The sequence below is a fragment of the Halorubrum sp. Boch-26 genome (assembly GCF_029889805.1).
Classification (GTDB): domain Archaea; phylum Halobacteriota; class Halobacteria; order Halobacteriales; family Haloferacaceae; genus Halorubrum.
Genome location: NZ_JARANT010000021.1, coordinates 23217 through 33789 on the forward strand (window position 1 = coordinate 23217; position 10573 = coordinate 33789).

The window sequence follows — 10573 nt, forward strand, 5'->3', positions numbered from 1 at the left end:
ACGTGACCTATGAGCGAGTACGTCGTCGACGAGTCGACGATCTTCGAGACGCCCCTCGTGGAGCTCGACCTCGGCGTCGAGTCCGACGCGGACGTGTACGCGAAAGTCGAGTGGTTCAACCTCCACGACGCCCCGCACGGCGGCGGGTCGATCAAGTCGCGGATCGCGAAGGGGATGCTGGACGGCGCCGAGGAGCGCGGCGAGCTCGAGCCCGGCGTCACCGTCATCGAGCCGACCTCGGGCAACACCGGCAGCGAGGTGGCGCGGCTCGCGGCGGCGCGCGGCTACGACGTCGAGATCGTCATGCCCGACAACGCGGCGGGCGGGAAGGTCGACGCCGTCCGGGACGCGGGCGCGGAGATCCACTTCGTCGACGCCAACCTCGGCTACGACGCCGTCATCGAGCGGTGCGAGGAGATCATCGCCGCCGACCCCGAGGCGTACTTCCGCCCGAACCAGTACGAGAACCCTGACAACCCGGGGACTCACGAACGGACGACCGCCCGGGAGATATACGACGCGACCGACGGCGACGTGACGCGCTTCGTCGCTGGCGTCGGCACCGGGGGGACGATCAGCGGGACGGGCCGCGGGCTGACCGACCTGAGCGACGGCGCGGTGGAGGTCGTCGGTTTCGAGCCCGACGAGCGGCTCCACGCCATCGACGGCCTGAAATACCTCAAGACGGGCGACCACTACCACCCCGAGACGTACGACGAATCGGTGCTCGACCGGACGGCGTACGTCACCACCTCGGACGCCTACGACAGCGCGCGGGCGCTCCGCGAACGCTACTCGGACGACCCGGTGCCGATCGCCGACCCCGGCCAGCACGACGAGGCGACGGTCCGGGACCACCTCCGCGTCGACGACCAGTTCGTCGTGGGCACGTCTGCGGGCGGGGGCGCGGCCGCGGTTGCGAACCTCGACGCGGCGGGCGATCTCGCGGACGACGACGTGGTCGTGTTCATGCTGTGCGACCGCGGCGACAAGTACGCGGACATCCCGCTCTGGGAGGACTATTTATAACGGAACTCCGCCCGAACCGAGAACCGAAGCCGTTACCGACCGCCGGACGCTGCCGGGATGACGCGGACCTGCGCGTCGGCGGGAACCTCGGCGTCGACGGCGTCGACGGGCGTCCCCTCGACGTAGACGTTGATGAACTCCTTGATCTCCCCGTCTTCGAGCACGCTGTCCCGGAGCTCCGGGCCGTGCTCGTCGGCGTGATTGTCGAACAGTTCGCGGACGGTGTCGCCCGCGACTTCGACCTCCGAGGTCGCGGACCCGCCGACCAGAACGGCCGGTAGCTTGATCGTCGCCATGCCACTCGTTCGGCGTCGCACCCAAAAAGACGCCCGCCGACGGCAACGTCGGCCACGGTCTAACACGGTCGGCAGTCCGGGCCGACGCCCCCGTTGCCGTTTCGTTCGTCGAGCCCGTGTTCCAAGCGGGCCGAACGCGCCCCTCGTTCGGCGCGCGGCGGATGCACCGGTCGGTACGCGCCTCAGAGACGGCGGCAGTACGCGCCGGTGGCCGGCCGTCTTATGCGCCCGTAGCCGCAATGCGACGTAATGAGCGATCTCGACCTCGATCCGACCCGGCTCGACCGCTACTCCAGACACATCATCATGGACGACGTGGGTCCCGAGGGGCAGAAGGCCCTGCTCGACGCCGAAGTGCTCGTGCTCGGCGCCGGCGGGCTCGGCGCGCCGATCATCCAGTACCTCGCCGCCGCCGGCGTGGGCACGCTCGGCGTCGCCGACGACGACGAGGTCGAGCTGTCGAACCTCCAGCGACAGGTGATCCACGCGAACGACGACGTCGGCCGCAAGAAGGTCGACTCCGCCGCCGACTTCGTCGCACAGCTCAACCCCGACATCGACGTGCGGAAGCACGAGCTGCGGGTAACAGCCGAGAACGTCGAGGAGCTGATCGAGGGCTACGACTTCGTCGTCGACGGGACGGACAACTTCGCGACGCGGTACCTCGTCAACGACGCCTGCACGCTCGCCGGGATTCCCTTCTCGCACGGCTCTATCTTCAAGTTCGAGGGGCAGGTGACGACGTTCGCGGGCGACGACGACTCGCCGTGTTACCGCTGTCTGTTCCCCGAGGCGCCGCCGGCCGGGATGGTCCCGAACTGCGCGACCGCCGGCGTCCTCGGGGTCCTCCCGGGAACCGTCGGCTGTCTGCAGGCAACCGAGACGGTGAAACACATCATCGGCGAAGGTGAGTCGCTCGACGGCTCGATGCTGTTCTTCGACGCGCTCGACATGGAGTTCGACAAGGTGGAGATCCCCAAGCGGGACGACTGCCCGGTGTGCGGCGACGACCCCGCCATCGAGTCGGTCCACGACGTCGAGTACAGCGCCTCCTGCGCCATCGACGTCGGCGGCGACGACGAGGCGGAGCCGGAGATCGAAGCGAGCGACTGATCGGTCCGGGCCCGCTCGGTCGACCGCCCCTCTCAGCTCCTGACCGGGCGCTGATACCAATCGCTTATAAACCGAGTCCCTGTACCCGTGAGCACATGACTGACGAACCGACCGGCCGCAACCTCGACGGCGACGCGCCGGTCGCGGAAACCGTCGTCGAAACGGCGGAGGCGACGATCACGGAGGACGCCGAGCTCGAACGCTCTATCGGGCTGAGCGGCGGCCTCGCGATCGGGATCGGAACGATGATCGGCGCCGGGATCTTCGTGTTCCCCGGGCTCGCCGGCGGGGAGATCGGGGCGGCGGCGGCCGCCTCCTTCGCGGTCGGCGGAGTGATCGCCCTCCTCGTCGCGCTTCCCACCTCCGAACTGGCGACGGCGATGCCGCGGAGCGGCGGCGGCTACTACTTCATCTCCCGTGGCCTCGGAACGCTCCCCGGGACGGTCATCGGGCTCTCGCTGTGGCTCGGACTCGTGTTCGCGACGGCGTTTTACCTCGTCGGACTCGGGTTCTACGCCCTCGACGCGCTCGCGCAGGTGGGGATCACGGTCGGCGCCGCCCCGGGCGCGATCGTCTCCGCCATCGCCGTCGTCGCCGGGGTCGCGTTCACCGTGTTAAACGTCACCGGCACCGAGAACGCCGCGAAGCTTCAGAACGGCATCGTCGCGCTGCTGCTCTCGATGCTGGTCGCCTTCCTCGGCTTCGGGCTGTTGGAGGCGTTCGGATTCGTCGCCGTCGACACCCCGCCCGGCGAGGCCGTGGACGTCTGGGAGGCCGTGCCGATACTCTCGGTCGCCGCGCTCGTGTTCACCTCGTACCTCGGCTTCGCGCAGGTCGCCACCGTGGCCGGCGAGATGAAGGACCCGGGGCGGAACCTCCCGCTGGCGATGGTGGGGTCCGTGCTCATCGTCACGGTGCTGTACGTCCTGACCATCTTCGTCGCGACGAACGTCTTCAAGCGGGACGCGCTGCTGGCGGCCGGCGAGACCGCGATGGTCGAGGTGGGCCGAGCGCTGTTGGGTCCCGCCGGGGCGCTCGTGATCATCGCCGGCGGGCTGCTCGCGACGATGTCGTCGGCGAACGCGTCGATCCTCAGCACCTCGCGGGCGATCTACGGGGTCTCGAAGGACGCGCTCCTCCCCCAGCGGGCCAGTCGGATCAACCTGCGATACGGCACGCCGCACGTGGCGCTCGGCATGGCCGGCGGCCCGGTGATCGTCCTCGCGGCGACCAGGCAGGTCCAACTGCTCGCCGAGGTCGCCTCCTTCCTCCACCTGATCATGTACGGGCTGATGTGCGTCGCGCTCGTCGCCATCCGCCGCGACCGTCCCGAGTGGTACGACCCGGACTTCGTGGTGCCCGGTGGCCCCGTCATTCCCGTGCTCGGCGCGCTCGCCAGCTTCGGACTGATCGCGTTCATGAACCCGCTGTCCATCGCGGTCGGAGTCGCGGTCATCGCCGTCACGGCCGGGTGGTACTTCTATTACGCCCGCGATATTGAGCTCAAGGGGGCCCTGTAATGACGCGCGTACTCGTACCCGTGGCGGTACTCGACGGAGGTGGCGTCTCGCCCGGCCTGATGTCGCTGCTCGGTACCGTCGACGTGACGGTGCTCGGCTACCACGTCCTGCCGGAGCAGACGCCGCCGGACCAGGCCCGACTCCAGTTCGAGGAGCGCGCGACGTCTGCGCTGGACGACCTCAGTCAGGAGTTCCGGGCCGCGGGCGGCGCGGCCGACCATCGACTCGTGTTCACGCACGACCGCCAGCAGACGATCCAGCGGGTAGCCGGCGAGGTGGACGCGGACGCGTTCGCCGTCACCGGAACGACCGGAGACGTCGATCGGATCCTCGTATCGCTCTCCGGCGACGTCGACGTCGACCGGATCCTCTCGTTCGTCGAGGCGCTTATCGGCGGTCGCGACATCGGCGTCACGCTGGTTCTGGCCGGGGGCTCGCAGGCCCCCGGCGACGATGTGACGGACGCCGCCACGTCCGAGGGAACCGACGCCGCCGATGCCGCCGACCCGCGACTGGAGGCTGCGGTGGGGCGGCTTCGCGAGGCGGCGATCGCCGTGAACACCGTGGTCGCGAGGGACCGTTCGGCGTTCGACGCGCTGATCGACGCGGTCCCGGACCACGACGCGGTCGTGATGGGCGAGCGCGCGCCCTCGTTCCGGTCGTTCGTGTTGGGCGACGAGAGCGAACGGGTCGCGACCGCCTCGGTCGGTCCGGTCCTCGTGGTCCGCGACCGCCGAGACTCCGACGGGGCCGACGGGGCCGACGCGGGCGAGACGGCCGCTAGCGACGAGTAGTGCGGAGCGTCGCGTTTTCAGCGAACGGAGCCTACCGCTCGCTCCGCACCGAGACGGTCTCCTGATCGAACCCCGCCTCGTCGCCGCGCCAGCGCCACGAGCCGAGGAACGGGTAGCCGTCCAGCGCGCAGATCACGTACGAGTGGCCGGGCCACGTCGCCCGCGCGGCGTCCGTCTCGCTCGGGTGGGCGGGACCCGTGGGGTGCGAGTGGTAGAAGCCGACCACGTCGAGCCCGTCGTCCTCGATCGTCTCGATGAGTTCGAACTGCTCTTCTGGGTCGATGAGATAACGGATCTGGGGCGTTTCGGCGACGTTCTCGGCCTGATACGCCTCGGTGACGACGCTCGACTCGTCGTCGGTGCCGTGAGTACCGGCGAGGACGCCGCAGATCTCCGCCTCGCCGCCACCGTACGCGTGGTACACGATGTCGTCGTACACCGCCCGTGAGAGTTCGATCATGGAGGAGCGAAGGCGACTCCGACCGATAAGTCCGTCCCGACCGGCAAGGGCCGCGCTCCGTCACAGGTAACGGCAGTCGTTGACGGGCTGGGTGACGGTTTTGCCGCCGCGGTCGGACTCGCGACCGTGAGCGACGCGCAGCGCGGGCCGTCGACGACCTCGTCGAGAAGACCGACGAGCTGGCGACGGTCGGCTGGGAGACCATCGAGGAGCACGGCCGCGGGCGGTCGTCCGAGTAGGTCGCCGGACTCCGGGCCTCGGGCCCTCCCTGCTACAGCCCTTCGACGCGACGCAGCGCGCCGCGTACTTCTCTCGGAGTCGCGTACGGCCCGCCCTGTACTCGGTGGTCCGGGAGGAGGACCGGTATCGGGTTCTCGTCGAGCGCGCTCGTCACCAGTTCGAGGTCGTCCGGGTCGTCCGGGTCGAGCGCGGCCAAGCGGGTGAGGCGGCTCACGGACACCTCCTCGCCGTAGGGGACCGTCCGGAGCGCTTCGAGGACGTCGCGGCGGTCCGTCGGCACCGTGAGACCGACGGCGACGTCGGCGAACTCGTCGCGCTCCCCGCGGACGTACGCGCCGATCCGGTCGAGCAGTTCGTGGTCCGTCTCCGCGTCCGCCGGCACGTCCGCCGGGAACGACATCGAGATCACCCGCCCGCCGGCGAAGCCGACTTCGACCGGGCGACCGAGGGCCTCGAACTCGCGGGCGAAGACGCCCGACGTTCCCGTCGTATTCATACCCGTCGTAAGGCGGTCCCGATTCTTAAAACGCGGGGACCGGACCGACGACGCGTCTCGGCCGGACTCGGCCCGTCCCCAGACGGCCGCGCCCGCAAGCCTTATGAACATATACGTGCATTAGTGTACACTAATGGAGGATACAACCGGGCTGGCCCCCGCGGTCAGGTCGATACTGTCGGCTGCTCGCGACCGGTCGGCCGAGGGCCGTACCGACCGCGTCGACGCCGACCCGCGCGACCTGCGCGCCGCGTTCGACCGGGCCGAGGCCGACGGGCGCGTGCCGGTCGTCGCCGAGGTAAAGCCGACGAGCCCGACCACGGACGGGACCCGCGAGGACGACCCGGTCGAGTTGGCCGAATCGATGGTCGCCGGCGGCGCCGCGGCGCTCTCGGTGCTCACCGAGCCGGAGCACTTCGGCGGGAGCGTCGAGGTGCTGGAGCGCGTCAGAGCGGCCGTCGACGTGCCAGTCCTCCGCAAGGACTTCGTCGTCGCCGAGTCGCAGCTCGACGCCGTCGAGAGCGACGTCGTCCTGCTGATCGCGCGGTTCGTCGGCGACGACCTCTCGGGCCTGCTGGCCGCCGCCCGTGAGCGCGGCTTTCAGGTGCTCGTCGAGGTTCACGACCGCGAGGAGCTGGACGCCGCGCTCGAGGCGGGGGCGACGACGATCGGCGTGAACAGCCGCGACCTCGCCGAGCTGGTCGTCGACCTCGGAACCTTCGAGTCCGTGGCGCCCCACGTTCCCGACGACGTGACGCTGATCGCCGAGAGCGGGATCGCCTCCCCGGCAGACGTCCGCCGGATGCGGGCGGCCGGCGCCGACGCGCTGCTCGTCGGGAGCGCGATCATGGACGGCGACGTCGAGGCCAACACGCGGGCCCTGACGCGGGCGGAGACGGACGGAGAGGCGGAGACGGACGGAGAGGCGGACGACGACGCGGAGGCGGTCATCGACGAGGCCACCGACACCACGGAGACACCCACATGAGCGAAACCGAATCATCGACGAGCGAGGTTGGAGAGCTTTCGCGCCGCCCGGGCCGCGAGCGCGGCCGCGAGGACGGGAAGTTCGGCCGCTACGGCGGCCAGTACGTCCCCGAGGCGTTGATGCCGGCGATCGAGGAGCTGACCGACGCCTACGAGCGGTACGTCCTAGAGAACGAGGACGGCTTCATGGACGAGTTCCGCGAGCGTCTCGCGGACTTCGGCGGGCGCCCCATCCCGCTTCAGCGGGCCGACCGGCTCTCCGAGCGCTACGACACCGAGGTCTACCTCAAGCGCGAGGACCTGCTCCACGGCGGCGCGCACAAGCTGAACAACGCGCTCGGACAGGTCCTGCTGGCGAAGTACATGGGCAAAGAGCGGATCATCGCGGAGACGGGCGCGGGCCAGCACGGCACGGCGACCGCGATGGCGGCCGCCCACCTCGACATGCCCTGCGAGATATACATGGGCGAGCGCGACATCAACCGCCAGCGTCCGAACGTCTTCCGGATGAAGCTCAACGGCGCCGAGGTGAATCCGGTGACCGCGGGGCGGGGCACCCTGAAGGAGGCCATCTCGGAGACGATGCGCGACTGGGCGACCACCGTCGAGAACACCCACTACGTCATCGGGTCGATCGTCGGCCCGCACCCGTTCCCGGTGATGGTCCGCGACTTCCAGGCCGTCATCTCGGAGGAGGCGCGCGCGCAGACCATCGAGAAGAAGGGCGCGCTCCCGACCGACGTGGTCGCCTGCGCCGGCGGCGGTTCGAACACGATGGGGTCGTTCGCGGCGTTCGTCGACGACGAGGCGGTCGCGCTTCACGCGGTCGAGGCTGGCGGTTCGACGCTGGAGGTCGACGAGGAGGCGGGCGTCGCACCGAACTCGGCGTCGCTGTACACCGGCGAGGAGGGCGTGCTCCACGGGGCGCGCACCAAGCTCCTCCAAGACTCCGACGGGCAGATCATGGAGAGTCACTCCATCTCCTCCGGGCTCGACTACGCCGGCGTCGGGCCGGAGCTCGCGTACCTCGTCGACGAGGGGCGCGTGAACCCCGTCGCCGTCGACGACGACGCCGCGCTGGAGGGATTCCACCGGCTCTCGCGCACGGAGGGGGTCATCCCCGCCCTGGAGACGGCCCACGCCTTCGGCTTCTTGGAGGAACACCACGAGGAGCTCGGCGACCGCGTCGTCGTGAACGTCTCCGGGCGCGGCGACAAGGACCTCGACGCGGCCATCGAGGAGACGGACAAGCGCGACATCGACGAGGCGCCCGACATGTCGATGTTCACGGGGGGGATTTGAATGTCGGACCGGACCGCGGAGACGGCGGCGAAGACGGAGACGGGCAACTCAGCGGCCATCGCCGCCGCCTTCGCCGACGGTCCCGCCTACGTCCCCTACCTCGCCGTCGGCGACCCGGACTACGAGTCGTCGCTGGAGTACGTCCGCGCGCTCGACCGCGGCGGCGCCGACGTGATCGAGCTCGGGCTTCCCTTCTCCGAGCCGATCGCCGAGGGGCCGACGATCCAGGGCGCCCTCGTGCGCTCGCTCGACGCCGGGATGACGCCGGACCGGTTCTTCGCGTTCGCCGAGGAGCTGGACGTCGAGGCGCCGCTCGTCTGCATGACGTACTACAATCTCATTTATCAGTACGGGTCCGGCGGAGCGGGAAGCGCCTCGGACGCGAGCGGCGGCCCGCGTCCATTCGTCGAGCGCGCCGCCGCGGCCGGCATCGAGGGGCTCGTCGTCCCCGACCTCCCGGCCGAGGAGGCCGACCCGCTCCGGGAGGCGTGCGACGAGTTCGGCCTCGACCTCGTCTTCATCGTCGCGCCGACCACGGTCGGCGACCGGCTCGACCGGATCATGGGCCGCGTGTCGGGGTACGTCTACGTGCAGGCGCGGCTCGGGACGACCGGCGCGCGCGACGACGTCTCCGACCAGACCACGGAGAGCCTCGACCGGCTCGCCGAGTACGACGTGCCGAAGGCCGTCGGCTTCGGCATCTCCGCGGGCGAGCACGCCGAGCGCATCGTCGCCGGCGGCGCCGACGGGATCATCGTCGGCTCGGCGCTCGTCGACATCGTCGCCGAGGGCGTCGAGGACGGCCTGTCGACCGCCGAGGTCGCCGACCGGCTGGAGTCGCTCTCGCGGGAGCTGAAGGAGGGCGCCGAGCGCGGCTACGCCGCCCGCGTCGGCGCAGCGGAGTCGCGGTGACCGCCGATTCGAGCCAATACGACCCCGAACGAAACCCACTTACCTGCGATTGCCACACTCTCACACAACGACCGAACCCATCATGACAGCAGGACTCTCGGCACGACTCGATCGTATCTCCACGAATGACCGGTACCTCATCGTCCCCATGGACCACGGGCTCACGATGGGCGCCGTCGAGGGGCTCGTCGACATCGAGTCGACGATCGACGGCGTCACCTCGGGCGGCGCGGACGCGGTTCTCACACAGCGGGGGATCGCGCCGCGCGTTCATTCGAACAAGAACGACGCGGGCTACATCGTCCACGTCAACGGGTCGACGACGATCGGCCCCGACGAGAGCGACAAGCGCGTCACCGCCACCGCAGAGGACGCGGTGCGCGCCGGCGCCGACGCGGTCTCGTTCCACATTAACGTCGGCTCCGACCACGAGCCGGACCAGATCGAGGAGCTGGCGGAGCTGACCGCCGACGCCGAGCGCCTCGGCTTGCCGGTGCTCGCGATGGCGTACGCGCGCGGCCCCGGCGTCGACGAGACCGATCCCGAGTCGCTCGGGCACGCGGTCCGGCTCGCGGAGGAGCTCGGCGCCGACGTGGTGAAGACCGGCTACTCCGGCCACAGCGACTCCTTCGCCCGCGTCACGGAATCGACGCGGCTTCCGGTCGTCATCGCCGGCGGCTCGAAGGGGACCGACCGTGACACCGTCGAGATGGTCCGCGGCGCGATGGACGGCGACGCGGCCGGCGTGTCGATGGGTCGATCGATCTTCCAGCACGAGGACCCCGAGGGGATCGCTCGCGCCGTCTCGGCGATCGTCCACGACGACGCCGACGTCGGCGAGGCGCTCCGAGAGGGCGGGTTCGTCGAGGCGTAGCGGTCCGGCTCCGCGGCGACGTGAGAGAGTGACGAGGCGTCAACAGGCTGCGCTGATCCGCTCTTGCGGCTCCGGGTCTCCCACCGGACCGTCGGGACCGACCTCCTGCTCGACGTGATAGACCGTCACGGACTCCACGCTGCGGTCCGTTCGCTCACAGACGTACGCCGCGATCGGTCTGTACTGCGTCTCTCCGGCGTACCGGACCCTGTGTCCGAACTGATGCCAGAGGGTCGTCGGATACGTCTCCGCCGCGTCCGGCGGGCGGTCGAACGCGACCGCTCCGCCGTCGAGCGCGTCGATCGGCTCGCCGGATTCGAGCGTCGCTCGCGCGACGTACCAGCTGGAGGTGTCCGGCGGGTTCGGCGCGAAGAACGACCAGCTCACCTCCGACAGGTCACCGGCGGGTTCCGACTCCGAGATATCGACGAGGCCGACCCCCGCGGCCTGCCACGCCACGAGCGCGAGAAAGACCCCCACGAGCAGGAAGCTCCCCGCCGCCCGGACCCCCCGTCGCCCCCGCGAGTGGGCCGACGGGCCCGGCGCGGCG

At 70.2% G+C, this 10573-nt stretch carries 11 protein-coding genes and 1 pseudogene; 8 read left to right on the forward strand and 4 right to left on the reverse strand.

All coding sequences use genetic code 11. The annotated features are described in order from the left end of the window. Positions 1 to 9: 9 nt before the first annotated feature. Positions 10 to 1029: a pyridoxal-phosphate dependent enzyme gene (locus tag OQF71_RS04950; RefSeq protein ID WP_280586191.1), complete on the forward strand. Its 1020-nt coding sequence runs from the start codon at positions 10 to 12 to the stop codon at positions 1027 to 1029. Positions 1030 to 1061: 32 nt separating this feature from the next. Here OQF71_RS04950 and OQF71_RS04955 read toward each other — a convergent pair whose 3' ends face one another. After that, the gene (locus OQF71_RS04955; protein ID WP_280586192.1) at positions 1062 to 1325 is read right to left on the reverse strand and encodes a MoaD/ThiS family protein; all 264 of its coding nucleotides are present in this window, start codon (positions 1323 to 1325) and stop codon (positions 1062 to 1064) included. 249 nt (positions 1326 to 1574) lie between these two features. Here OQF71_RS04955 and moeB point away from each other — a divergent pair, with 249 nt between their 5' ends. The 3 genes from moeB to OQF71_RS04970 all read left to right on the forward strand — a co-directional run bounded on the left by moeB (position 1575) and on the right by OQF71_RS04970 (position 4752). Continuing rightward, positions 1575 to 2438, forward strand: a complete 864-nt coding sequence (gene moeB, locus OQF71_RS04960) for a molybdopterin-synthase adenylyltransferase MoeB (protein WP_280586193.1) — start codon at positions 1575 to 1577, stop codon at positions 2436 to 2438. A 95-nt stretch (positions 2439 to 2533) separates the two neighbouring features. After that, the gene (locus OQF71_RS04965; protein WP_280586194.1) at positions 2534 to 3958 is read left to right on the forward strand and encodes an APC family permease; all 1425 of its coding nucleotides are present in this window, start codon (positions 2534 to 2536) and stop codon (positions 3956 to 3958) included. Next, a complete protein-coding gene (locus tag OQF71_RS04970) occupies positions 3958 to 4752 on the forward strand; it encodes a universal stress protein (RefSeq protein ID WP_280586195.1) in 795 nt (264 codons plus the stop codon). The genes OQF71_RS04965 and OQF71_RS04970 overlap by 1 nt, the downstream gene beginning before the upstream one ends. Positions 4753 to 4783: 31 nt before the next feature. On the opposite strand, the gene OQF71_RS04975 is transcribed toward OQF71_RS04970, so the two are convergent. Then, on the reverse strand, positions 4784 to 5212 hold the full coding sequence (locus OQF71_RS04975) for a desampylase (RefSeq protein WP_280586196.1): 429 nt from the start codon (positions 5210 to 5212) through the stop codon (positions 4784 to 4786). Positions 5213 to 5483: 271 nt separating this feature from the next. After that, positions 5484 to 5948, reverse strand: a complete 465-nt coding sequence (locus OQF71_RS04980) for an MGMT family protein (RefSeq protein ID WP_280586198.1) — start codon at positions 5946 to 5948, stop codon at positions 5484 to 5486. 133 nt (positions 5949 to 6081) lie between these two features. On the opposite strand from OQF71_RS04980, the gene trpC reads away from it, so the two are divergent. The 4 genes from trpC to OQF71_RS05000 all read left to right on the forward strand — a co-directional run bounded on the left by trpC (position 6082) and on the right by OQF71_RS05000 (position 10023). Continuing rightward, complete coding sequence (gene trpC / locus OQF71_RS04985; RefSeq protein ID WP_280586199.1) at positions 6082 to 6936, forward strand: indole-3-glycerol phosphate synthase; 855 nt, start codon at positions 6082 to 6084, stop codon at positions 6934 to 6936. Beyond that, positions 6933 to 8237, forward strand: a complete 1305-nt coding sequence (gene trpB, locus OQF71_RS04990) for a tryptophan synthase subunit beta (protein WP_280586200.1) — start codon at positions 6933 to 6935, stop codon at positions 8235 to 8237. Before trpC ends, trpB begins: the two co-directional genes overlap by 4 nt. Next, a complete protein-coding gene (gene trpA / locus OQF71_RS04995) occupies positions 8238 to 9149 on the forward strand; it encodes a tryptophan synthase subunit alpha (protein WP_280586201.1) in 912 nt (303 codons plus the stop codon). It begins immediately after the preceding gene. An 82-nt stretch (positions 9150 to 9231) separates the two neighbouring features. After that, positions 9232 to 10023 (forward strand): 2-amino-3,7-dideoxy-D-threo-hept-6-ulosonate synthase, encoded by a 792-nt coding sequence (locus OQF71_RS05000; protein WP_280586203.1) that lies wholly within the window; start codon positions 9232 to 9234, stop codon positions 10021 to 10023. Between the two features lie 39 nt (positions 10024 to 10062). Here the strand turns inward: OQF71_RS05000 and OQF71_RS05005 are convergent. Further along, positions 10063 to 10573: pseudogene (locus OQF71_RS05005) on the reverse strand (HTTM domain-containing protein); the annotation flags it as partial.

Coding starts and splice junctions, on each gene's coding strand:
- OQF71_RS04950 (WP_280586191.1), top strand. CDS start 10: ATGAGCGAGTACGTCGTCGACGAGTCGACGATCTTCGAGACGCCCCTC.
- OQF71_RS04955 (WP_280586192.1), bottom strand. CDS start 1,325: ATGGCGACGATCAAGCTACCGGCCGTTCTGGTCGGCGGGTCCGCGACC.
- moeB (WP_280586193.1), top strand. CDS start 1,575: ATGAGCGATCTCGACCTCGATCCGACCCGGCTCGACCGCTACTCCAGA.
- OQF71_RS04965 (WP_280586194.1), top strand. CDS start 2,534: ATGACTGACGAACCGACCGGCCGCAACCTCGACGGCGACGCGCCGGTC.
- OQF71_RS04970 (WP_280586195.1), top strand. CDS start 3,958: ATGACGCGCGTACTCGTACCCGTGGCGGTACTCGACGGAGGTGGCGTC.
- OQF71_RS04975 (WP_280586196.1), bottom strand. CDS start 5,212: ATGATCGAACTCTCACGGGCGGTGTACGACGACATCGTGTACCACGCG.
- OQF71_RS04980 (WP_280586198.1), bottom strand. CDS start 5,948: ATGAATACGACGGGAACGTCGGGCGTCTTCGCCCGCGAGTTCGAGGCC.
- trpC (WP_280586199.1), top strand. CDS start 6,082: ATGGAGGATACAACCGGGCTGGCCCCCGCGGTCAGGTCGATACTGTCG.
- trpB (WP_280586200.1), top strand. CDS start 6,933: ATGAGCGAAACCGAATCATCGACGAGCGAGGTTGGAGAGCTTTCGCGC.
- trpA (WP_280586201.1), top strand. CDS start 8,238: ATGTCGGACCGGACCGCGGAGACGGCGGCGAAGACGGAGACGGGCAAC.
- OQF71_RS05000 (WP_280586203.1), top strand. CDS start 9,232: ATGACAGCAGGACTCTCGGCACGACTCGATCGTATCTCCACGAATGAC.